Below are 22,703 nucleotides of genomic sequence, written 5' to 3'. Positions count from 1 at the left end.
CGGGGCTGTTGTAGGAGCGGCCTTGTGTCGCGAAAGGGGCGCACAGCGCCCCTGGGGTAGTCAGCCCTTACCCAGAAGCCGCGCCAGGCCCTCGACGATCGGCGTCGCCTGCGGGAAATCGAACCGCGCCAGCAAGCGCTGATTATCCGCCCGCGAATGGCGAATGTCACCCGAACGCGCCGCCGCGTAGCTGATCGTCGGTAAACGGCCCACCACCTTTTCCAACGCTGCGAGCAACTGGTTCAGCGAGGTGGCCTGGTTGAGGCCGATGTTCACCGCCCCCTCCTCGACCTGCGGCTGCTCCAGCGCCTGCACCATCACCTGGACCAGATCGCCCACATAGAGGAAGTCCCGCGTCTGCTCGCCGTCGCCAAATACCGTTATCGGCAAGCCCTGCACCGCGCGCTCGGAGAAGATACTGATCACTCCGGAGTAAGGCGAGGACGGGTCCTGACGCGGCCCGAAGATATTGAAGAAACGGAACACCACCGGCTCCAGGCCATGCTGGCGACGGTAGAAGTCCAGGTACTGTTCACTGGCCAGCTTGTCCACGGCATAGGGTGTCAGCGGCGCCTTGGGGGTGTCTTCGGCAATCGATTCGCCTTCGCCATTGTTGCCATACACCGCCGCGCTGGAAGCGAACAACACCCGACGCAGGCCGTGCACGCGCATGGCTTCGCAGACGTTCAGGGTACCGATGAAATTGCTCTGGTGAGTGCGCACCGGGTCCTCGACCGAGGCCTGCACCGAGGCCACCGCGGCCAGGTGCACCACGGCACTGCAGCCGGCCGCCGCCTGCGTGACCAGCCCGGCATCGGCGACATCGCCTTCGATCAGTTGCAGGCGCGGATGATCAACCTGCAGATTGCCACGCCGGCCAGTGGAAAAGTCGTCGAGAATACGTACGGCGTAGCCTTTGTCCAACAACGCATCGCACAGGTGGGAGCCAATGAAGCCGGCACCGCCGGTGATCAGGATGGGGGCGTCAGCCATGGCGGTAGAACCGGTCCAGTAGGGGCGGCAAGCCTGCACGCCAGGCGCGCGGCTTGATGCCGAAGGTATGAAGGATTTTCTTGCAGGCCAATACCGCATGCTGCGGCTCTTCGCTGGCATCCGGCCGCGCAGCATGCGCCTGCGCCGTCGGGGCCTGCACGGCCAGCTGGCGATAATGGCCGGCCTCGGCGAGGATCGCCTGGCCCAGCGCCAGCGGCGTGGTCGCCTCGTTGCCGGCGTAATGATAGGTGCCCCACAACGGCGCACTGCAATCCAGCTGCTTGAGCACCGAGAGGATGACCCGGGCGGCATCGTCGACCGGTGTCGGGTTGCCGCGCCGGTCATCGGCCAGCAGCAGTTCCTGCGGTTGCTCGGCGCGGGTCAGAAAGCGGCCCAGCGCGCCGTCGATGCTTTCGTCGAGCAGCCAGCCAAAGCGCAGCAGCACATGTTGCGGGCATGCCGCCCGCACGCTCTGCTCGATGCGCCACAACGCCTGGCCGCGCAGCCCCAGCGGCACCGGTTCGTCCTTTTCGCTGTAGGCCGTGGCCCGCGAACCATCGAACACCCGGTAGCTGGAAGGCTGCACCAGGGTGATCTGGTGATGCTGGCACAGTTCCGCCAGGCGCTCCACCGCCCGCTCCTGCAGGGCCAGGCGTTGCTCGCTGACCGTCTCGGCCTGGAACCAGTCGAAGTAGTAGGCCAGGTTGACCAGCGCGTCGGGGCGATGGTCATCGAGCAACTGGGTAAGGCTGGCCGGAGTCCAGCCGTTTTCGGGCGGGCGCGGCGCCAGGAAAGCGATGTCCTCCTCGGCCCCAAGACGAATCAGCGCTTGCCCGAGGGCATTGCCACCACCCAACAGCATTAGGCGCATACGCATAGAGTCAGCAGATCCGGAGAGGTTGATCAAGGGAAAGGGGTCATTTTGCGGTTTCCCGCCCGGGAAGTCCAACCCTAGGGCTTCAGTACATACGTAAGGCGTTTCCCGCCACCTCCTGGGACATTCCCTACTTTCTACAAGGGCCGCACCCTACATCTTGGGTAAACAATATCTGGCTCAATGTCCCCGATACAACGACAAGTCTAGATTCACGCTACATACAAGGAAAATAACAATGGCAGGCATTGAACTGAATAAAGCGCCTCAGATTTTAAAATTTCAATTTACCGAACATCAATCTCGATTACTCGATTTTGGTTCAAAACAAACTGCCGCAGTCGGTGGTCCGGATGTCGCAGGCGCGGCAGCCATCGCCTCACATCATGCAAAAATCTTAAAGGGCGCAATGAATGAACGGCAGATTGATATGCTTCGTTGCTTTTACTGCGGCGAAGCTTCAGCCGTCGAGTTCGTCGCAATGCAAGCGCTATCCTCAGACCCGGCGCCAGAATGCCTGCTAACAATTGAGGCTCTCATTACCGACCCGGTCACTCTTTACCTGGCGTCGCGAAACCAGATCTTGTTGAACCTTGTCGATTATCGTTCATTCGCTTTTGACATCGACAACGATAGTCGGCAAGTAAGGCTTGTAGGGAATTTCAAGGGTGGCGGAAAAAACTTGCTTCACGCCGAGCCCACAAACCAAAAAGTCGAACTCAGCTCCCATTCAGGCCTCAAGCTGGGACCACATACCGAGCCACCTTACAACTGTTCGGTCAAGTCCGAAAGTGCACACTCCCCAGCTCCAAGCGCGTTGATCCTGACCGCCAGATGGAATCCTTTGCATGAACCAACCACATTGATCCCCGTACGCGATGTGGTTACGAGACTCAACGGTCTGGAAGCTCTGGCACTTTCCTCAAATTCATTCTCATTTACGCGTAGTGACTGCTTCATCAAGGACGAGAGCCAAAAAATGGTCGAAAAATCCATACTGCAGTTTGACCCGAACAGTGGATTCACTCTGCGCTTCAGCAGTTACCGACATGCTCCGACAGATGGGGCCAGCCCGTTGGCGCGGCAAGCGTTTCACTCACTGCTTCGGCTGTTAAACGAAGCGAAACCTTACACTTTCCCACTGCACTCCGGTTCAGCAATATTAATCAATAACAGCCAGACCCTACATGCCCGCGAAACCATCAAAGATAACCGACGATTATTAGTTCGACTGTTTGGCTATTCACCTGACGCCCAACCGCTGGTCATCCAACAAGATCCTTTGGTTGTTCGTGGCTAATTCTGGAGTCATACGAATGGAGATTGAAATCTCGACATTTTTTCTGCTCGCAATTGTCGCCTTGATCGCCGGTTTTTTCGACGCGATAGCAGGCGGCGGAGGCCTACTCACGTTACCAGCACTGTTCATAGCAGGCGTTGATCCGCTGGCGGCGATGGCCACTAACAAGTTTCAGGCGTCTTCCGCCAGTGTCTCAGCCGTCTGGGCGTTCGCCCGCAAGCAAATGATCCACTGGCAAACAGACTGGCGTGCGGCCGTACTGTCATTTGCCGGTGGTGTGGCAGGCGCCCTGTCGGTCAGCATGCTCGACAGAGCACTCTTGGAATCTACTGTGCCGGTTCTGCTGATTGCGGTGGCTAGCTACTTCGCGTTCAGCCCGAAGCTTGGCGACAGCGATCGCAAGCAACGAATGCCGCGTACAACCTTCACACTGACTGTTGTCCCAGCGATTGGCTACTACGACGGTATTTTTGGCCCAGGCACCGGATCATTCTTCCTGGTTGCTTTCACTCTTCTGCTAGGACAGCACCTCATGCAGGCGATCTGCAGCAGTAAACTGCTGAATGCCTCTTGCAACCTGGGTGCCCTCACGGTCTTCGCGGTCGATGGGACGATCATCTGGCCCTTGGCCCTGGCAATGGCAACCTGTGCCGTCATTGGCGCTCAAGCTGGCGCACGCTTTGCCCTTTACCTAGGCCCGCGGCTGGTCAAACCGCTACTGGTCACTGTGTGCTGTCTGATGGCGATCAGGTTGCTGCTTGGTGAGGGACAGCCGTTGGGAGAATGGCTAGGTAGCTTTTGACCTTCGCTGAACTACGAAACTGATACAGCTAATACATCTATTCAATCTCGAAGAGGCTGTTACGCAACGGCCGCTCACTCAACCGCTCACGTATATCGTCATCTATACGCGGATCATCCGGCTGGTACAGTTTCACCTGGCGGAAGATGCTGGCGCGATTGATCTGCTCACCGAGGTACTCCCACACCACCCGGGTGCAGGCCGGGTTGCGCCGGTCACCGCTGGATACGCCAGCCTTGAGGCCGTTGAGGCGGGTGATGCGGCTTTTGAAACTGGGAATGAGGATGGTCTGGCTCATCTCATTGAAGGTCAGCGACTCGTAGTCGACCAGGAACATCCGGTCCTGCAGCTGGAACGCCGCGCCCAGATAACGGCAACGCACCTCGGCATGGTGGTCGATGGTGCTGGAGCGCTCCTGGCGTTCCTCGCGCTCGAACAGGAAACGCCCCCGCTCCTCCCACAGGTGCACCAGCGACACCAGGACAGTGCCCGGCACCGACATGCAGTTGGAATACTCCAGGTAATAACCGCAATAACGCGACAGGTTGCCGGCGTGCTCGTGCAACGGGCGAAACAGCTCGCTGATCGGATCGCCAGCCTGCTCGACCAAAGCGGGTACGCGGGCACCGATCAGCTGGCTGAACTGCTCGGGCGGCAAATTCAGTTCGTATTCTTCGACGCCGAAGAAATCGCCGATGCGCTTGAGGTTGAAAGCCGTCGGACGGCTCTGCCCGCTCAGGTACTTGTTGAACTGGGCGCGATTGATCGAGAGCTGGCGGCAAACTTCGGAGATAGAGCGGTAGTGACTGCAGGCAAACTTGAGGTTGGTAGCGAGGTTATCGCTCATGACACGGAACCCAGGTGACGCGAATGACGCCAGTGTAGCATCAAGTCGCACCAATTTGGAGCAACCCGCGAAATTGTAACCGCTCTTGTCATGGCCAACCATGCGCGCCAACGAATAGCGGTGCGCCTGCCGTCCGCTGGTCTTCCACACGAACAATAAGAATCGAGGTCATTTTCCAATGCTCGAAGTACTCAACGATTTCCTCTCGGGGAAACTGCTCATCGTGCTGATCGTGGGGCTGGGTAGCTACTTCACCATCCGTTCCCGGTTCGTCCAGTTCCGTCACTTCGCTCACATGTTCAGTGTGTTCAAAGAATCGCTGCGTGGCCAGGCAGGCCAACTGAGCTCGTTCCAGGCCCTGATGCTGAGCCTGGCCGGCCGTGTTGGCGCCGGTAACATCGCCGGTGTCGGTATTGCCGTGACCCTGGGTGGCCCAGGCGCGGTGTTCTGGATGTGGGTTACCGCACTGGTAGGTATGTCCAGCAGCTTCTTCGAATGCACCCTGGCCCAGGTCTACAAGCGCGCCGACGGCGACGGCCTGTACCGTGGCGGCCCGGCCTACTACATCCAGCACGGCCTGAAGCTGAAAAGCATGGCCATCGTGTTCTCGATCCTGCTGCTGGTCACCTACGGCTTCGCCTTCATCGGCCTGCAGTCGTACACCGTGACCCACTCGCTGCAGAACGCCTTCGCCTTCGACCCCAAGCACACCGGCATCGTCCTCGCCGTGCTGCTGGCCATCACCTTCATCGGCGGCATCAAGCGCATTGCCGCAGTGTCGGACCTGCTGGTACCGATCAAGACCCTGGCCTACATCGGCGTGACCCTGTACGTGATCGGCACCCAGATCGAGCACGTGCCAGCCATGCTGGAAACCATCTTCAAGAGCGCCTTCGGTCTCGACCCGGCGTTCGGCGGCCTGCTCGGCAGCGCGATCGTCATGGGCGTGAAACGTGGTGTGTTCGCCAACGAAGCCGGCCTGGGCAGTGCGCCGAACGTCGCCGCCGTAGCCGCCGTTAAACACCCGGGCGCCCAAGGCGTGGTCCAGGCTTTCAGCGTGTTCCTCGACACCTTCGTGATCTGCACCTGCACCGCCCTGCTGATCCTGCTGTCGGGCTTCTACACTCCTGGCTTCGAAGGTGACGGTATCGTCCTGACCCAGAACTCGCTGGCCGCCGTGGTCGGTGACTGGGGCCGCGTGTTCGTCAGCGTTGCGCTGTCGCTGTTCGTCTTCACCTGCATCCTCTACAACTACTACCTGGGCGAGAACAGCCTGCAGTTCCTCAGCCGCAACCGTGTGGTGCTGATGGTGTTCCGCGGCCTGGTGCTGGCGCTGGTGGTATGGGGTTCGCTGCAGGACCTGTCGACTGTGTTCGCCTTCGCCGACATCACCATGACCTGCCTGGCGTTCGTCAACCTGATTGCCCTGGCCCTGCTGTTCAAGGTTGGCCTGCGGGTCATGCGCGACTACGACGATCAGCGCAAGGCGGGTGTCGACCAGCCGGTGTTCGATTCGGCCAAATTCGCCGACCTCGACCTGGACCGCAACGCCTGGCCTGCCAATCCGCAGGTGGAAACCGCCACTGACAAAGCAGTTGCCCAAGCGCAAACCCAGCGCTGATATCCTGGCCTGCAAAGCCGCCCCATCCGCGGGCGGCTTTTCTTTTTCCGTTCACCGCTACGGATGCTTTCCATGCGTGCAGTAAAGAATCTCCTCGTCCTCTATACCGGGGGCACCATCGGCATGCTCGAAACCCCCGAAGGCCTGGCGCCGGCAGGTGGTTTCGAAGCGCGGATGCGCGAGCATTTCGCCCAGATGGCCGATGCACCCAAGCTGCATTGGGCCCTGCAGGAAATGAACCCGCTGCTCGACAGCGCCAACATGCAACAGCACAACTGGCTGGCGATGCGCGATGCCATCGTCGCAGCCGTGGACGCTGGCCACGACGGTGTGCTGGTACTGCACGGCACCGACAGCCTGGCCTACAGTGCTGCTGCCTTGTCGTTCCTGTTGCTGGGCCTGCCGGTGCCGGTGCTGCTGACCGGCTCGATGCTGCCGGCAGGTGCGGCTGGCAGCGATGCCTGGGATAACCTGTGTGGCGCGCTGCGCCAGTTCGAACACGGCCTGCAGGATGGCGTGCAGTTGTATTTCCACGGCCAGTTGTTGCATGGCTGCCGCGCATCGAAGCTGCGCAGCGAGGCCTTCGATGCCTTTGCCGCGCTGCCGCGTCATCGCGACGGCGAGCGGGCGGCGGCGCTTCCCGCCGAGCTGGGTTACCGGCACCCGCGCCAGGCGGTCAACCTGGCCGTCATACCGGTGTTCCCAGGCCTGCAGGCCTGCCATCTGCAAGCCGTGCTGGACAGTGGCGTGCAAGGGTTGCTGCTGGAGTGCTATGGCAGCGGTACCGGGCCGTCGGACGACCAGGCACTGCTCGATGTGCTGAGCGCGGCGCGCCAGCGCGGCGTGTTGCTGGCTGCGATCAGCCAATGCCCGGAAGGCTCGGTGGTGTTCGATACCTATGCGGCCGGTAACCGCTTGCGCGGGGCCGGGCTGGTCAGCGGTGGCGGCATGACCCGCGAGGCTGCGCTGGGCAAGATGCTTGCGCTGCTGGGGGCTGGCCTGGACGTCGATACAGCAGAGCGGTGGTTCGCTCTGGATCTGTGCGGGGAACGGGCTTAGGCCCTCTGAAGGAAAATGGCGGAAGGCAGCGGGAGTCGAACCTGCCCGGGAACGGCTGCCGTCCCCAACCGGGTTTGAAGCCCGGCCGCGCCACCGGGCGCGATTGCCTTCCTTGAACTCAGTGCCTGGCCTGCTGTTGGGCCAGGGCGCTGTCGGCGCGAATGTGACGCTGATCGGCCACCCTGCGGGTCAGGCCAATGCGGTCGAAGTATTCCAGAATCTGCACACTGCGTTTGCGACCGATGCCCAACATATCGCGAAACGCAGCAACCTGCACTATCGGCGTTTCCCCGGCCTGCCCCAGTAGCAGCTCTGCAATGCGCCGTAGCGTCGCCTCGGGGTAGAACAGGTCGCGTACCACCTGGTGCACCAGGCCCAGGCGGGCCAGCTTGCGCAGCAACAGGCGCACATCGGCTTCTGCACAGTTTTCCTCGCTGGCCAGCGTCCGGACCCAGGGCGGATCGTATTGCCCTGCAAGCAACCTGGGTTGCAGCCGGGCCCATAACGCACTGTCGGCTTCGCTCAACTGTACCTTGTGTTGGGGCAGATGCAGCCATGGGCCGCTGCTGGCAATGGCGCCCTCATCGAGCAGTTCATCCACCAGGCTGACGAAAGCGGGCCGCTCCAGCGGCAACCCTGCGAAACGGCGCAGGCGGTCACGATCCGGGCCCAGTTGGTCGGGTTCCTGCTCGTGGAACAGCGCCAACTGCCCAAGCACCTGGCGCTTGAGCGCCTGCCACTGGTCGTTGGCGAATAGCAGTTGCCCTTGCCGCGTTGCCACCACCCGCGCGTTGTCCGGCAACTGCCAGGTATCACGCGGGCGGTTGAACTGCCGCTCCAGGCGCTGCGGGTCGATACCACCCGGGGCGCTTGCGAGCAGTGCCGGCAGAGCCTGCTCCAGGTCCTCTGCCTCACGCAGAACCTGTAGCTGCCGCAAGCGCTGTTCGCTGCGGCGCTGACGGCTTGGCGCGAACGGGTCAAGCACCTTGCCACCGCCCAGGGTGCGCTGGGCGCGCTGGTCGCGCAGCACCAGGCGGTCGCCATGTACCGCTTGCAGCGGCGCGTTGAGCAATAGCTGGGCGAACATGCGCTGGCCCGCCATCAGGGTTTCACCTTCGAGCAACGCCACCCGGGCGGTGACATCCTGGGTGCCGAGATGCACGTGCACGGCGCTGAAATGTTCGAAGGTGCGGGTTTCGCCCGGCAACAGGTACAGCTCGATATCGACCCGCACGCTGGGCGCATGCAGCCACCCGGGTACCAGCCAGGCACCGCGGTGCAGTTGCTCTACCGCCAGGCGTTCGGCAGCGATGTTCAGCGCCACCCGCTGGCCCGCTTCGGCGACCAGTGCGGCCTGGTTCTGCGCATGCAGGCCACGCACCCGCACCGGCTTGCCAGCCTTGCCCAGCAACAAGGTTTCGCCGGCACTGACTCGCCCGGCCAGCGCGGTGCCGGTCACCACCAAACCCGCACCGGTAACGGCGAAGGCACGATCGACGGCCAGGCGGAAACCGCCGCGGGTACTGCGCTGGCGCACTTGCTGTTGCGCCGCCAGCAGGGCCTGGCGCAGGGCATCGACGCCTTCGCCGGTGATGCTCGACAACGGAAATTGCCGCGCCCCGGCATAGGGCCCCGGCGCCAACAGTGCATCGACCTGCGCCTGCACTTCGGCCAGGCGCGCCGGCTCAACCCGGTCGCATTTGCTGATCGCCACCAGGGCCTGGGGAATGCCCAGCAGTTCGATGATTGCCAGGTGCTCGCGGGTTTGCGGCATCACCCCATCGTCGGCAGCCACCACCAGCAGCACCAGGTCGATGCCATGGGCGCCGGCCAGCATGTTGTGAATGAAACGCTCATGGCCCGGCACGTCGATGAAGCCGGTCAGCGCGGCCCCCTCGGACAGCGCCGCATAACGGTAGCCAAGATCGATGGTCATGCCACGGGCGCGCTCTTCCTGGCGCCGGTCTCCGGCCTGGCCGGTCAGCGCCTGCAGCAATGCGGTCTTGCCGTGGTCGATGTGGCCGGCGGTACCTACGATCACTGCACCGGCCCCAATTGCAGCGCAGGCAACTGCGCCAGCCACTGGGCTTCGTCATCCAGCTGGCGCAGGTCCAGCCACAGGGCGTCGTCGTCAATACGGCCGAGCACTGGCACCGGCAGGTCACGCAGGGCCCGCTCCAGCACATGCAGGCTGCGCCCACGCAGCTTTTTCGCCACCTGCGGGCGCAGGCACAGCGCTGCGCTCGGCAGGCGCGCTACCGGTTGGCTGCCGCTGCCGATCATGCCCAGTGCCGGCGCCACGCTGACCTGCCATGGCTCACCGAGGCAGGCCTTCAGCTCAGGGGCCAGGCGCTCGGCCTGGGCCTGGATCTCGGCCTGGCTGCGGGTCAGCAGGCGCAGGCTGGGCAGGCGTTCGGCCAGGCGGTCGGGGTTGCGGTACAGCGCCAGCACCGCTTCGAGGGCCGCGAGGGTGATCTTGTCGACACGCAGCGCGCGCTTGAGCGGGTTCTTCTTGATTTTGGCGATCAGCGCCTTGCGACCGACGATGATCCCGGCTTGCGGCCCGCCCAGCAACTTGTCGCCACTGAAGGTGACGATATCGGCGCCGTCGGCGAGGGCCTGGCGCACGGTCGGCTCGGCAGGCAGGCCCCAGCGGGTCAGGTCGAGCAGGCTGCCGCTGCCCAGGTCTTCAAGCAGCGGCAAGTCATGTTGGTGGGCAATGCGCGCCAGCTCGGCGGTGGCGACCTGGGTGGTGAAACCCTGGATGCTGTAGTTGCTGCAATGCACACGCATCAGCAAGCCGGTGCGCGGATTGATGGCGGCCTCGTAATCGCGGGCGTGGGTGCGGTTGGTGGTACCGACCTCGTGCAGTTTCACGCCGGCACGGGCCATGATGTCGGGAATACGGAAAGCGCCGCCGATCTCGATCAGTTCACCGCGGGAGATGATGCCTTCCTTGCGCGCGCCCAGGCTGTTGAGCGCCAGCAGCACGGCGGCGGCATTGTTGTTGACCACGGTGACGGCTTCGGCGCCGGTCAGCTCGCGGATCAGGCCTTCGATCAGGTCGTCGCGGTCACCGCGCTTGCCGGTGGCCAGGTCGAATTCGAGGTTGAGCGGGTAGCGGGCGGCGGTCTGCATGGCCTCGATGGCTTCTTCCGGCAGCAGGGCACGGCCAAGGTTGGTGTGCAGCACGGTGCCGGTGAGGTTGAAGACGCGCCGGACCTGGCTGCGCTGCTGATGGGCCAGGCGTTCGCCGGCGCGGCCCAGCAGAACCTCGGCGGCGAGCTCGGCGGCGCTGAGCTGGCCGTGGCGGGCGGGGTCGCGCAGGTCGTCGAGCAGCTGGCGCAGGGTGGCCAGCACGGCGTCGCGGCCGTGGCGGTCGATCAGCGGGAGGCAGGCTGGGTGGCGCAAAAGGGTGTCAATGGAGGGAAGGCGCGGGGTGTCGCTGGCTAGGCTGGAGGGCATGCGGTACTACCTTGGACTGATCCGTTGTCTGTACTGGCCTCTTCGCGGGTAAACCCGCTCCCGCAGGGTCCGCGCAGCTTTTGCGACCTGCGCCGTACCTGTGGGAGCGGGTTCACCCGCGAAGAAGGCGACTCGGTATTGCAGTGTAGACCCTCACCCACTACCCGGGTGAGAGCATCAGGTTCGGTGCCAACCGATGGAAGCCCTCCTCGTCCAGGCGCATATCCAGCGCCAGGCTGGCCAGGTCGTCGGCCAGGGGCTCGGCGGCCGCATCGTTTTCCAGGTAGTTGTGCTTCAAGTAGCTTTTGCACGCGGGGCAGCACTCGGCCCGCAACGGCGCCTTGCCCGGGGCATGGCGATCGTCGTCGAGGCTGGTGTAGCGCAAGTCCTTGCTTGACTCGCAATACACGCACTTGACCCGCACCACATGCCATTCACAGGCACACAGCGAACAGGCCAGGTAGCGCAGGCCATTGTGCTTGCCACGGTTGCGCACCACCCCGGCCATGGCCGGTGAACCACAGGCCGGGCACTGCGCCAGGCTGCCGGCAGGCTTGGGTTCGGGCGCGGGCAGTGCCAGCAGCCAGCTGGCCCAGGCCGCCTGCAACGCGGCGCCGAGGAATGGCACCAACCCCGCAGGCACGGCATCGTACTGGCCGGCAAGCAAGGCGATGCCCCAGCCCTTGCGTTGATCGACGCCACTGCCACGCAGGGTTTGCAGCGCCTCCCCCAACAGACCGCTGGTGTCAGCGTCGAAGTGCCCAAGCAAGGCTTGCAACCAGGCCAGCCACGGCCCTTCACGTACCAGGCTGTCAGCCGCCAGCGGCGGCAAGCCATGACTTATGCACAGGCGCTGACGCTGCTCGGCCACCGGCATAGCACCGGGTGGGTTATCCACAAGCTGCTGCTGAATGCGACACAACCGGGCCGCCAGTTTCAGGTAATCGCCAAGGGCATTGCCCTCGGCCAGCTGTTCCAGGCGCGCGGCGCGCAGCTCGAACAGGTTGGCCGGGGGCAGATGCAGAAACGGCGGCATCACCGCCGATGCTTCGATCTGCCCGGGTTCGAGTATCGTGCTCAAGCGCTCATCCTTCTTTTCGTCCGTGACTGCCCGGGGTCTTGTCGCCGGTCACTTCGCGGTACCACAACTCATGATGCTTGCGCGCCCAAGGGCGGCTGACCCAGCCATGCAGCATGGCGCCGACCGAGCCCTTGATCCAGATGCCGGCGTAGATGTGCACGATGATGCTGAGGATCAGCACGAACGCCGCCAGGGCATGGAGCAAGGTGGCCAGGCGAATGGCGCCTATGTCGAAGTACTGGCTGAACCAGGCACGCCAGATCACCACGCCGCTGACCAACAGGATCAACATGCACACCAGCAAGGTCCAGAACAGCAGCTTCTGGCCGGCGTTGTACTTGCCAATCGGCGGTACGCCCTCCTCCTTGTTCAGCATGACCCGATCGATACGACGCAGCCACAGGCGATCGTTGGCGGTGATGTAGTTCGCGCGCCAGAAACGCAGCACCAGGCCGAGGAAGAACACGAACATCGCCACGCCCAGGAACGGGTGCAGGATACGCGTCCATGGCCCGCCACCGAACAAGTGGCTGAGCCAGAACAGTGCCGGATGGAACAGCGCCAGCCCGGACAACCCGGCAAGGACGAACAGGATCGCGACGACCCAGTGGTTGCTGCGTTCGTTGGCGTTGTAGCGCAGGATGGGTTTGTTGTCGTTCATGGTCGCCGCTCCTCCTGGCCACCGGGCCGGGTCGGGTCATAGACATGCACCGACGGGTCCACCTGATGCACGCTTTCGTCGGGCGCTGCCGGGTGCTCGTCGTCCTCCACACGCTGTGGCCCGACCCGCACATAGTGGAAGAACCCGGCCAGCACCGCCGCGCCCATGGCCAGCAGCGCCAGCGGCTTGGTGATGCCCTTCCACAGCCCTACCAGCGGGCTGATCACCGGCTGGTCCGGCAGCCCGGCGTACAGCTTCGGCGTGTCGGCATGGTGCAGCACATACATCACGTGGGTACCGCCGACGCCGTCCGGGTCGTACAACCCGGCCTTGTCGTAGCCCCGCGACTGCAGGTCGACGATGCGCTCGGCGGCATGCACCTTCATCTCGTCCTTGCTGCCGAACACGATCGCGCCGGTCGGGCAGGTTTTCACGCAGGCCGGCTCCAGGCCCACGGTCACCCGGTCGGAACACAAGGTGCACTTGTACGCCTTGTGGTCCTTTTGCGAGATTCGCGGGATGTTGAACGGGCAGCCGGTGATGCAGTAGCCGCAACCAATGCAGTGGTCCTGGTTGAAGTCGACAATGCCGTTGGCATGCTTGATGATCGCCCCCGGGCTCGGGCAAGCCTTCAGGCAGCCTGGTTCGGCGCAATGCATGCAGCCGTCCTTGCGGATCAGCCACTCCAGGTTGCCGTCGTCGCGCTCGTGCTCGGTGAAGCGCATCAGGGTCCAGGTCTCGGCGGTGAGGTCCTGGGGGTTGTCGTAGGTGCCGTGGTTGTGGCCGACCTCGTCACGCAGTTCGTTCCACTCCGAACACGCCACCTGGCAGGCCTTGCAGCCGATGCACTTGGTGGTGTCGATCAGCTTGGCGACTTCCTGCTGCTGGCGTACCGAAGGCGGTACGGTGGTGGTGGCCGAGCGGGCAATGATGTCTTGGCTGGCCATCAGAGTTTCTCCACTTTGACGAGGAACGACTTGGACTCCGGCGTCTGCGTGTTGCCGTCACCGAGGAACGGCACCAGGGTGTTGGTCAGGTAGCCGTGGCGCGTAGTCCCGGTGAAGCCCCAGTGCAACGGTATGCCGATCTGGTGCACGGTCTGGTTGTTGACCTTGAGCGGGCGAATCCGCTTGGTCACCACCGCCACCGCCTCGATATGCCCGCGTTTGCTCGACACCCGTACCCGGTCGCCGGCCTTGATGCCCTTCTCGTTGGCCAGCACCTCGCCGATTTCGACAAACTGCTCGGGCTGGGCGATGGCGTTGAGCCGGCAGTGCTTGCTCCAGAAGTGGAAGTGCTCGGTCAAGCGGTAGGTGGTCGCCGCATACGGGAACTCCTCATGCTTGCCGAGCGTGTCCCACACCGAATCGAAGATCCGCCCGGCCGGGTTGCTGGTGGCCTTCTTGTTCTGTGGATGCAGCGGGTTGATACCAATCGGCGTCTCGAACGGCTCGTAGTGCTCGGGGAACGGCCCTTCGGCCATCTTGTCGATGGCGAAGAAGCGTGCCACCCCCTCGGGGTTCATGATGAACGGGTTCATCCCCGCCTCGGGTGGCGAGTCGACCTTGAAGTCGGGCACGTCGGTGCCGGTCCAGGCCTTGCCGTTCCACCATACCAGGCGCTTGTTCTCGGCGTCCCACGGCTTGCCTTGCGGGTCGCTGGAGGCACGGTTGTAAAGGATGCGGCGGTTGGCCGGCCAGGCCCAGGCCCAGTTCTGCACCTGGTGCATGCCGTACGGGTCGCTGTTATCGCGGCGAGCCATCTGGTTGCCCTGCTCGGTCCAGCAGCCGGCGAAGATCCAGCAGCCGGACGCGGTGCTGCCGTCGTCCTTCAGTTGGCCGAAGCCCGCGAGTTGCTGGCCGGCCTTGATCACTGCGCCGGTCGGGTCGGTGACGTCGGTCACTGCCCAGCCGTTCATTTCCCTGGCCAGTTCCTCCGGGGATGGCTCTTCGGGAATCTTGTATGGCCAGCTGATGTTCATCAGCGCGTCCGGGTAGGTGCCGCCCTCGGCCTGGTAGCGTTGGCGCAGGCGCAGGAACAGCTCGCTCATGATCTGCACGTCGGTGCGGGTCTCGCCCGGGCCGTCGGCGCCCTTCCAGTGCCACTGCAGCCAGCGGCTGCTGTTGACCAGCGAGCCGTCTTCCTCGGCGAAGCAGGTGGTGGGCAGGCGGATCACTTCGGTCTGGATATTGGCCGTGTCGACGTCGTTGAACGGCCCGGCATTGCGCCAGAACTCCGATGTCTCGGTGGCCAGCGGATCCATGATCACCAGCCACTTGAGCTTGCCCAGGGCCGCGGTCACACGGTTCTTGTCCGGCAACGCGGCAATCGGGTTGAAGCCCTGGCACATGTAGCCGTTGACCTTGCCCTGGCCCATCATCTCGAACATGCGCAGCACGTCGTAGGCTGGCACGTCGAGCTTGGGCAGCCAGTCGTAGCCCCAGTTGTTTTCTGCCGTGGCATTGGCGCCATACCACGCCTTCATCAGGCTGACGTGGAACTTGCCGTAGTTCTGCCAGTACGACAGCTGGCCTGGGCGCAGTGGCTTGGAGGCGCGCTTGTCGATGTAGGCGGCGTAGTCTTGTTCGGCATCGCCGGGCAGGGTCAGGTAACCCGGCAGCGAGTTGGAAAGCAGACCGAGGTCGGTCAGGCCCTGGATGTTGGAGTGCCCGCGCAAGGCGTTGACCCCGCCACCCGGCATGCCGACGTTGCCCAGCAGCAACTGGACCATGGCCGCACTGCGGATGATCTGCGCGCCGATCGAGTGCTGCGTCCAGCCGAGCGCGTAGAGAATCGTCATGGTCTTGCCCGGTACCGAGCAGGTGGCAATCTCTTCCCAGATCTTCAGCATGGCGTCCTGCGGCATGCCACAGGTCATACTGGCCAGTTCCGGGGTGTAGCGGCTGTAGTGCTGCTTCATCAGCTGGAACACGCAACGCGGGTGCTGCAGGGTCGGGTCGACCTTGGCAAAACCGTCCTCACCCAGTTCGTAGCCCCAGCCGGACTTGTCGGCATACACGCGCTTGGCTTCGTCGTAGCCGCTGAACAGCCCGTCCTCGAAGCCATAGGTTTCCTTGACGATAAACGACACGTCGGTGTAGTTGCGCACGTATTCGTGCTGAATCTTGTCGTTGCTCAGCAGGTAGTTGATCAGCCCGCCCATGAACGCGATGTCGGTGCCGGTGCGGATTGGCGCGTAGTAGTCCGCCACCGAAGCGGTACGGGTAAAGCGTGGGTCGACAACGATCAGCCGCGCCTTGTTGTGCGCCTTGGCCTCGGTCACCCATTTGAAGCCGCACGGATGCGCTTCTGCTGCGTTGCCACCCATCACCAGGACCAGATTCGCGTTGGCGATATCGGACCAGTGGTTGGTCATGGCGCCACGGCCGTACGTCGGGGCAAGACTTGCCACCGTCGGGCCATGTCAGACACGTGCCTGGTTATCGAACCCCAGCATGCCGGTTGCGCGGATGACCTTGTGGGTCAGGTAGCCGGCCTCGCTGGAGGCGGCGGAAGCAGCGAGAAAACCGGTGGTGAGCCAGCGGTTTACCGTTTGCCCCTGGGCGTTCTTCTCGATGAAGTTGGCATCGCGGTCCTGCTTCATCAGCTCGGCGACGCGGTCGAGCGCCTGGTCCCAGCTGACCCGCACCCACTCCTTGCTGCCCGGCTTGCGTACCTCCGGGTACTGCAGGCGGCTCGGGCTGTGGATGAAGTCCAGCAGGCCGGCGCCTTTCGGGCACAGGGTGCCGCGGTTGACCGGGTGGTCGGCGTCACCTTCGATATGGATGATGTTCTGTTTGACGTTCTTGCCCGCATCGCCCTGGCTGTACATGATCAGGCCGCAGCCGACCGAGCAGTAGGGGCAGGTGTTACGGGTTTCTTTGGTATGCGCCAGCTTGAAGTGACGCACCTGCTCGGCGAATGCCGGTGTCGGGGCCATGCCCAACGCCGCAAGGCTCGAGCCTCCAAGGCCGACGGCGGCGACCTTGAAGAATTGCCGACGGTTCAGGTCCATCGTGCACTCCTGATCAGGTGGTGGACGCACGGAACATGGCCGGCGCCTCTTGGTAGTCACGGTGGCGGCCAATTGATGGCTGCCAACAGGTAAGACTAGCCAAGAATCGGGAAGGTGCGATGACCTGGGTCAGGGAATGGGCAGCGGGTTTGCTGGACTGGCCGGATCCGCGGTTGTTTTACTGAATTGAATTGGTATTGGCATTGCTGCTCATTGCGGGTGTTCTGCGCCCCTTTCGCGACACAAGAGCGCCCAAACAGGCACTGACTGTTACAGAACTGGGTTTGTTGCTGCCGCCCAAACAAATGCCCAGAACGGTACCCGCCAGAAGAACGACGGGCAGACGGCAGGTAAGAGGCATTATTTGAATCAATGATAAGTTTTAACTAGTAAGATCCGACATACTCACCCGACTACGAGTTCAGGGTCACATGGAAGTTGTCTCCTCCCAGGTGTCGTACGGAAACCTGACCGCTAACATCTCGCCCGTCTTCCGTTATGAACTTGTAACGAGACAGAAGAAAATCCTCTGGATAAATAATACCTTCATTCCGCTGCTTGCCGCCCAATGCCATCAAAAACCCGCCGGCCATTGCAACGAGACCAGAGTTCGCTTGTATGTATTGGATCAGGGTAGGGCCTGAAAATCGATTATAATAGATGACCTCAGGCCCCCACAACTTGATGCCAACGCCCAGCGCCGACACGGCGAAACCAATGACCATTAGTACCCTGCCGTAGAACGCAGGGTCTCCAGCAGGGCCCTCAAGATGATCGGCATACTTCTCCGAAAAACCGGAGACACTATACTCTTGTATATCTGGCCTCAGGTCCATTTGACCTAATACGCTTTCCCCCTCACCGCTTTGCATGACCCACCTCATTACAAATGGTGGATACTAAGCGATCCGAGCAGCAAAAACTGCGCTCCACTAGAACTTCAGAAATCTCTGATACTCAAGGTTAGCTTTTCCTAAAGCCTCGGGTTCGCTCGAAAAAAAACCCAAGGCAACTGCCTTGGGCTTTTAGTCTTTCCAGCTGCTTAGCGGCTCTGATCAGAACGGAATATCGTCATCGAAGCTGTCGAAGTCAGCCGCCGGTTGCGGTGCCGGCTGTTGCGGCGCCGGGCGCTGAGGAGCCTGTTGCGGGCGCGGAGCCTGCTGGCGTGGGGCCTGATTGTACTGCTGCTGGCCACCGCCATAGTTGCCGCCAGCTTGATTGTACGGGTCACCGCCCTGCTGCTGGCCCTGCGGACGACCGCCGAGCAGCTGCATGGTGCCGTTGATGTCGACGATGATCTCGGTGGTGTAGCGCTTGATACCGTCTTTTTCCCACTCGCGTGTTTGCAGCTTGCCTTCGATATAGCACTGCGAACCCTTGCGCAGGTATTCGCCGGCGATTTCGGCAACCTTGCCGAACAGCGACACGCGGTGCCACTCGGTACGCTCGACCTTCTGGCCCGACTGCTTGTCGGTCCACTGCTCGCTGGTGGCCAGGCTCAGGTTGGTCACGGCGTTACCGTTGGGCAGGTAGCGGACTTCGGGATCCTGGCCACAGGTGCCGACCAGAATGACTTTGTTAACCCCACGGGCCATAACGTTCTCCTAGGCTTCGCACGCCGAAGAGGCCGGGTTCACCAGGCGCTCGAGGGTCGTACGGTCCAAAATTTTCGTATCCAGTTTGATATAGATGGCGGCCTCTTCTGCCACCACGACGGCGTCGGTCACGCCCGGTACGGCCCTCAGACGTTCGGTCAGGCCGGCTTCCCGGACTGCCTCTGGCGTCAGCGACATGCGCAGGCTGGTCACATAAGGTGGCTCGTTCATGCGCAAGGCAACGACCAACCAGATGGCACACAGTACCGCACAACCGAGGAACACCATGTTCAGCCCGCCGTGCTGGAACAACCAGCCACCGAGGATTCCTCCAAGGGCAGCGCCGAGGAACTGGCTGGTGGAGTAAACCCCCATTGCCGTTCCCTTGCCACCTGCAGGCGACACCTTGCTCACCAGCGAAGGCAGCGACGCCTCCAGCAGGTTGAATGCAGTAAAGAATACCACGGTGCCAACCACCAGTCCGCGCAAACCGTCAGCCCACTCCCAGAAGTATATCTCCGTCAGCAGCAGGACACTTACCGCACCGGCCAGCACGCGCTTCATCTTGCGCTTTTTTTCGCCATAGATGATGAACGGGACCATTGCAAAAAATGAGATGAACAACGCGGTCAGGTACACCCACCAGTGCTGCTCCTTCGGCAGGCCGCCGCGCTCGACGAAGGCCAGTGGCAACGCGACGAAGCTGGCCATGAGGATGGCATGCAGGATGAAAATGCCCGCGTCCAGGCGCAGCAAGTCCGGATGGCGCAGGGTCGGGCCGATCGCCTGGCGTGCCACCCCCGACTCGCGGTGCTGCAGGATGCTGTGGGTGTTGGGCACGACAAAGGCAACCAGCAGGATACCCACCAGGGCAAGTCCTGCCGTGGCCAGGAACAATCCTGACAAGCCAAAGGCACTTGTCAGTAGCGGGCCAACGACCATGGCGACGGCAAACGAAAGGCCGATGCTCATGCCGATCATGGCCATGGCCTTGGTTCGGTGTTGCTCGCGGGTAAGGTCGGACAGCAGCGCCATGACCGCAGCGGAAATCGCTCCGGCGCCCTGCAGAATACGCCCGGCGATCACCCCCCAGATGGAGTCGGCCTGGGCCGCCAGGACACTACCCAGGGCAAAGATGACCAGCCCCAGGTAAATCACCGGCCGGCGGCCGATGCGGTCGGAAATCATCCCGAACGGAATCTGCAATACGGCCTGGGTGAGGCCATAGGCACCAATGGCCAGGCCGATCAATGCAGGTGTGGCACCGGCCAGGTCCATGCCGTAGGTGGCCAGCACCGGCAAGACCATGAACATGCCCAGCATACGAAAGGCAAAGACCAGGGCCAGGCCGCCAGCGGCGCGGGTTTCGCCGCCACTCATGCGTTCGTTGTGGGTGTCGTGCATGGATTAATCTCGTGTGAACCGGCGGCGATTCTATCAGTCCGACAGCTTGACGGCATCTACGTGACGCTTTGCCGCGTACTGGCAGCGCGCCGTATACTTCCTTGTTTATGCCCGCCGAGCGAGGCCGCAGTGGACAAGATCCTGATTCGTGGGGCACGCACCCACAACCTGAAGAACATCGACCTGACCCTGCCCCGGGACAAGCTGATCGTGATCACCGGCCTGTCCGGTTCGGGCAAGTCATCCTTGGCATTCGACACCCTCTACGCCGAAGGCCAGCGTCGCTATGTGGAATCGCTGTCGGCCTATGCCCGGCAGTTCCTGTCGATGATGGAAAAGCCCGATGTCGACACCATCGAAGGCCTGTCACCGGCCATTTCCATCGAACAGAAGTCGACCTCGCACAACCCCCGTTCCACGGTCGGCACCATCACCGAGATCTACGACTACCTGCGCCTGTTGTATGCCCGCGTCGGTACCCCACGCTGCCCGGACCACGATATACCGCTGGAGGCGCAAACGATCAGCCAAATGGTCGACCTGGTGCTGGAGCGCCCGGAAGGCAGCAAGCTGATGCTGCTGGCCCCGGTAGTGCGTGAGCGCAAGGGCGAGCACCTGGCGGTGTTCGACGAACTGCGCGCCCAGGGCTTCGTCCGGGCACGGGTCAACGGCAAGCTCTACGAACTCGATGAACTCCCCAAGCTGGACAAGCAGAAGAAGCACAGCATCGACGTGGTGGTCGACCGCTTCAAGGTACGCGCCGACCTGCAGCAGCGCCTGGCCGAGTCGTTCGAGACTGCACTCAAGCTGGCCGATGGCATCGCCCTCGTGGCACCGATGGATGACGAACCTGGCGAAGAAATCATTTTCTCTGCACGCTTCGCCTGCCCGGTCTGCGGCCATGCCATCAGCGAGCTGGAACCGAAGCTGTTCTCCTTCAACAACCCTGCTGGCGCCTGCCCGACGTGTGATGGCCTGGGGGTCAAGCAGTTCTTCGACACCAAGCGCCTGGTCAACACCGAACTCACCCTGGCCGAAGGCGCGATACGCGGCTGGGACCGGCGCAACGTTTACTACTTCCAGATGCTGGGCTCGCTGGCTGCGCATTATGGCTTCAGCCTGGAGGAGCCGTTCGGCGAGCTCCCGGCGGAACACCAGAAAGTAATCCTGCAGGGCAGTGGCAAGCAGAGTGTCGACTTCAAGTACCTCAACGACCGGGGCGATATCGTCAAGCGCTCGCACCCGTTCGAAGGCATCGTGCCGAACCTCGAACGGCGCTATCGCGAAACCGAGTCGGCCACCGTGCGTGAAGAGCTGGCCAAGTTCCTCGGTACCCAGCCCTGCCCGGATTGCCGCGGCACCCGCCTGCGCCGCGAAGCGCGCCATGTTTGGGTGGGCGAAAAGACCCTGCCGGCAGTGACCAACCTGCCGATCGGTGAAGCCAGCAATTACTTCGGCGACCTGACCCTGACCGGCCGCCGTGGCGAAATCGCCGCGAAGATCCTCAAGGAAATCTGCGAACGTCTGCAGTTCCTGGTCAACGTCGGCCTCGACTACCTCACCCTCGACCGCAGCGCCGATACCCTGTCCGGTGGCGAGGCACAGCGTATTCGCCTGGCCAGCCAGATCGGCGCCGGCCTGGTGGGGGTGATGTATATCCTTGATGAGCCATCCATCGGCCTTCATCAACGTGACAACGACCGCCTGCTGGCCACCCTCAACCACCTGCGCGACCTGGGCAACACGGTGATCGTGGTAGAACACGACGAGGACGCCATCCGCTTGGCCGACTACGTCGTGGACATCGGCCCGGGCGCCGGCGTGCATGGCGGCAAGATCGTCGCCGAAGGCACGCCCCAGGAAGTCATGGCTCACCCCGACTCGCTGACCGGCAAGTACCTGTCCGGGCGCAAGAAGATCGTCGTGCCGGCCAAGCGCACGCCACGCAACAAGAAGTTGCAACTCAAACTCAAGGGCGCACGTGGCAATAACCTGCAGAACGTCGATCTGGAAATCCCGATCGGCCTGCTGACCTGCGTGACAGGGGTATCCGGCTCGGGCAAGTCGACGCTCATTAACAATACCCTGTTCCCACTGGCCGCCACCGCCCTGAATGGCGCGAGCAGCCTCGAGGCTGCGCCGCACAGCAGCATGGATGGCCTGCAGCATCTGGACAAGGTAGTAGATATCGACCAGAGCCCGATTGGCCGTACCCCACGCTCGAACCCGGCAACCTACACCGGCATTTTCACGCCGATCCGCGAGTTGTTCGCTGGCGTTCCGGAATCGCGCTCACGCGGTTATGGCCCTGGGCGGTTCTCGTTCAACGTCAAGGGCGGCCGTTGCGAAGCCTGCCAGGGCGACGGCCTGATCAAGGTGGAAATGCACTTCCTGCCGGACATCTACGTGCCGTGCGACGTGTGCAAGAGCAAGCGGTACAACCGCGAAACGCTGGAGATCAAGTACAAAGGCAAGAACATCCACGAAGTGCTGGAGATGACCATCGAGGATGCACGCGAGTTCTTCGACGCGGTACCGGCGCTGGCGCGCAAGCTACAGACCTTGATGGACGTGGGGTTGTCCTACATCAAGCTGGGGCAGTCGGCGACCACGTTGTCGGGTGGCGAGGCACAGCGGGTGAAACTGTCGCGCGAGTTGTCCAAGCGTGATACCGGCAAGACCCTCTACATTCTCGACGAGCCGACCACGGGCCTGCATTTTGCCGATATCCAGCAGTTGCTGGACGTGCTGCATCGCCTGCGCGACCACGGTAATACCGTGGTGGTGATCGAGCACAACCTGGACGTGATCAAGACTGCGGACTGGCTGGTCGACCTGGGGCCGGAGGGTGGTTCGAAAGGCGGGCAGATCATTGCCTGCGGTACACCGGAAGAACTGAGCGAAATGAAGCAGTCCTACACTGGGCATTACCTGAAACCGCTTTTGGAGCGGGATCGGGCTTGAGGGAACTGGGGGCGCTCTGCGC

At 62.6% G+C, this 22,703-nt stretch carries 17 protein-coding genes and 1 tRNA gene; 5 read left to right on the top strand and 13 right to left on the bottom strand.

The features are described 5' to 3' along the window. Positions 1-60 precede the first annotated feature (60 nt). Both QSV36_RS01880 and QSV36_RS01875 read right to left on the bottom strand, forming a co-directional pair. Positions 61-993: an NAD-dependent epimerase/dehydratase family protein gene (locus QSV36_RS01880; protein WP_289129272.1), complete on the bottom strand. Its 933-nt coding sequence runs from the start codon at positions 991-993 to the stop codon at positions 61-63. Further along, entirely contained in the window at positions 986-1,870 is an 885-nt protein-coding gene (locus QSV36_RS01875) for a sugar nucleotide-binding protein (RefSeq protein ID WP_289129269.1), read from the bottom strand. The genes QSV36_RS01880 and QSV36_RS01875 overlap by 8 nt, the downstream gene beginning before the upstream one ends. A gap of 235 nt (positions 1,871-2,105) precedes the next feature. Here QSV36_RS01875 and QSV36_RS01870 point away from each other — a divergent pair, with 235 nt between their 5' ends. Continuing rightward, entirely contained in the window at positions 2,106-3,167 is a 1,062-nt protein-coding gene (locus QSV36_RS01870) for a Fe(II)-2OG oxygenase family protein (RefSeq protein ID WP_289129266.1), read from the top strand. 16 nt (positions 3,168-3,183) lie between these two features. Continuing rightward, entirely contained in the window at positions 3,184-3,969 is a 786-nt protein-coding gene (locus QSV36_RS01865; RefSeq protein ID WP_289129263.1) for a TSUP family transporter, read from the top strand. A 37-nt stretch (positions 3,970-4,006) separates the two neighbouring features. Here QSV36_RS01865 and QSV36_RS01860 read toward each other — a convergent pair whose 3' ends face one another. Next, the gene (locus QSV36_RS01860; RefSeq protein ID WP_289129260.1) at positions 4,007-4,816 is read right to left on the bottom strand and encodes a helix-turn-helix domain-containing protein; all 810 of its coding nucleotides are present in this window, start codon (positions 4,814-4,816) and stop codon (positions 4,007-4,009) included. Between the two features lie 178 nt (positions 4,817-4,994). Between QSV36_RS01860 and QSV36_RS01855 the strand changes: the two genes are divergently transcribed. Together QSV36_RS01855 and QSV36_RS01850 are read left to right on the top strand one after the other, a co-directional pair. Beyond that, complete coding sequence (locus tag QSV36_RS01855) at positions 4,995-6,437, top strand: alanine/glycine:cation symporter family protein (protein WP_289129258.1); 1,443 nt, start codon at positions 4,995-4,997, stop codon at positions 6,435-6,437. Between the two features lie 72 nt (positions 6,438-6,509). Next, complete coding sequence (locus tag QSV36_RS01850; protein WP_502945622.1) at positions 6,510-7,496, top strand: asparaginase; 987 nt, start codon at positions 6,510-6,512, stop codon at positions 7,494-7,496. Positions 7,497-7,512: 16 nt separating this feature from the next. Here the strand turns inward: QSV36_RS01850 and QSV36_RS01845 are convergent. The 10 genes from QSV36_RS01845 to QSV36_RS01800 all read right to left on the bottom strand — a co-directional run bounded on the left by QSV36_RS01845 (position 7,513) and on the right by QSV36_RS01800 (position 19,717). Next, positions 7,513-7,608, bottom strand: a tRNA-Sec gene (locus tag QSV36_RS01845). A 6-nt stretch (positions 7,609-7,614) separates the two neighbouring features. Next, positions 7,615-9,537 (bottom strand): selenocysteine-specific translation elongation factor, encoded by a 1,923-nt coding sequence (gene selB / locus QSV36_RS01840; RefSeq protein ID WP_289129253.1) that lies wholly within the window; start codon positions 9,535-9,537, stop codon positions 7,615-7,617. Further along, positions 9,534-10,961 carry an L-seryl-tRNA(Sec) selenium transferase gene (gene selA, locus QSV36_RS01835; RefSeq protein WP_289129251.1) on the bottom strand — a complete coding sequence of 476 codons (1,428 nt, stop codon included), beginning with the start codon at positions 10,959-10,961 and terminating at the stop codon, positions 9,534-9,536. Before selA ends, selB begins: the two co-directional genes overlap by 4 nt. 160 nt (positions 10,962-11,121) lie before the next feature. After that, positions 11,122-12,042: a formate dehydrogenase accessory protein FdhE gene (gene fdhE, locus QSV36_RS01830; protein ID WP_289129249.1), complete on the bottom strand. Its 921-nt coding sequence runs from the start codon at positions 12,040-12,042 to the stop codon at positions 11,122-11,124. A 4-nt stretch (positions 12,043-12,046) separates the two neighbouring features. After that, entirely contained in the window at positions 12,047-12,703 is a 657-nt protein-coding gene (locus QSV36_RS01825) for a formate dehydrogenase subunit gamma (protein WP_289129247.1), read from the bottom strand. Next, positions 12,700-13,650 carry a formate dehydrogenase subunit beta gene (gene fdxH, locus QSV36_RS01820; protein WP_289129243.1) on the bottom strand — a complete coding sequence of 317 codons (951 nt, stop codon included), beginning with the start codon at positions 13,648-13,650 and terminating at the stop codon, positions 12,700-12,702. The genes QSV36_RS01825 and fdxH overlap by 4 nt, the downstream gene beginning before the upstream one ends. Beyond that, positions 13,650-16,718, bottom strand: a complete 3,069-nt coding sequence (fdnG, locus tag QSV36_RS01815) for a formate dehydrogenase-N subunit alpha (protein WP_289129241.1) — start codon at positions 16,716-16,718, stop codon at positions 13,650-13,652. The genes fdxH and fdnG overlap by 1 nt, the downstream gene beginning before the upstream one ends. Before the next feature lie 413 nt (positions 16,719-17,131). Further along, positions 17,132-17,590, bottom strand: coding sequence for a hypothetical protein (locus QSV36_RS01810; RefSeq protein ID WP_289129238.1), 459 nt, complete (start codon positions 17,588-17,590; stop codon positions 17,132-17,134). Between the two features lie 183 nt (positions 17,591-17,773). Beyond that, entirely contained in the window at positions 17,774-18,313 is a 540-nt protein-coding gene (locus tag QSV36_RS01805) for a single-stranded DNA-binding protein (RefSeq protein WP_170027998.1), read from the bottom strand. Between the two features lie 9 nt (positions 18,314-18,322). Further along, positions 18,323-19,717, bottom strand: coding sequence for an MFS transporter (locus QSV36_RS01800; RefSeq protein ID WP_289129236.1), 1,395 nt, complete (start codon positions 19,715-19,717; stop codon positions 18,323-18,325). Between the two features lie 129 nt (positions 19,718-19,846). Between QSV36_RS01800 and uvrA the strand changes: the two genes are divergently transcribed. After that, positions 19,847-22,681, top strand: coding sequence for an excinuclease ABC subunit UvrA (gene uvrA, locus QSV36_RS01795; protein ID WP_289129234.1), 2,835 nt, complete (start codon positions 19,847-19,849; stop codon positions 22,679-22,681). Positions 22,682-22,703: the final 22 nt, after the last annotated feature.

Origin of the sequence: Pseudomonas sp. BCRC 81390 (genome assembly GCF_030341915.1) — a bacterium.
Taxonomy (GTDB): domain Bacteria; phylum Pseudomonadota; class Gammaproteobacteria; order Pseudomonadales; family Pseudomonadaceae; genus Aquipseudomonas.
Note: the sequence above shows the minus strand (reverse complement) of the source record. Positions and strands in the feature narration are given on the sequence as shown.

Coding starts and splice junctions, on each gene's coding strand:
- QSV36_RS01880 (WP_289129272.1), bottom strand. CDS start 993: ATGGCTGACGCCCCCATCCTGATCACCGGCGGTGCCGGCTTCATTGGC.
- QSV36_RS01875 (WP_289129269.1), bottom strand. CDS start 1,870: ATGCGTATGCGCCTAATGCTGTTGGGTGGTGGCAATGCCCTCGGGCAA.
- QSV36_RS01870 (WP_289129266.1), top strand. CDS start 2,106: ATGGCAGGCATTGAACTGAATAAAGCGCCTCAGATTTTAAAATTTCAA.
- QSV36_RS01865 (WP_289129263.1), top strand. CDS start 3,184: ATGGAGATTGAAATCTCGACATTTTTTCTGCTCGCAATTGTCGCCTTG.
- QSV36_RS01860 (WP_289129260.1), bottom strand. CDS start 4,816: ATGAGCGATAACCTCGCTACCAACCTCAAGTTTGCCTGCAGTCACTAC.
- QSV36_RS01855 (WP_289129258.1), top strand. CDS start 4,995: ATGCTCGAAGTACTCAACGATTTCCTCTCGGGGAAACTGCTCATCGTG.
- QSV36_RS01850 (WP_502945622.1), top strand. CDS start 6,510: ATGCGTGCAGTAAAGAATCTCCTCGTCCTCTATACCGGGGGCACCATC.
- selA (WP_289129251.1), bottom strand. CDS start 10,961: ATGCCCTCCAGCCTAGCCAGCGACACCCCGCGCCTTCCCTCCATTGAC.
- QSV36_RS01825 (WP_289129247.1), bottom strand. CDS start 12,703: ATGAACGACAACAAACCCATCCTGCGCTACAACGCCAACGAACGCAGC.
- fdxH (WP_289129243.1), bottom strand. CDS start 13,650: ATGGCCAGCCAAGACATCATTGCCCGCTCGGCCACCACCACCGTACCG.
- QSV36_RS01810 (WP_289129238.1), bottom strand. CDS start 17,590: ATGCAAAGCGGTGAGGGGGAAAGCGTATTAGGTCAAATGGACCTGAGG.
- QSV36_RS01805 (WP_170027998.1), bottom strand. CDS start 18,313: ATGGCCCGTGGGGTTAACAAAGTCATTCTGGTCGGCACCTGTGGCCAG.
- QSV36_RS01800 (WP_289129236.1), bottom strand. CDS start 19,717: ATGCACGACACCCACAACGAACGCATGAGTGGCGGCGAAACCCGCGCC.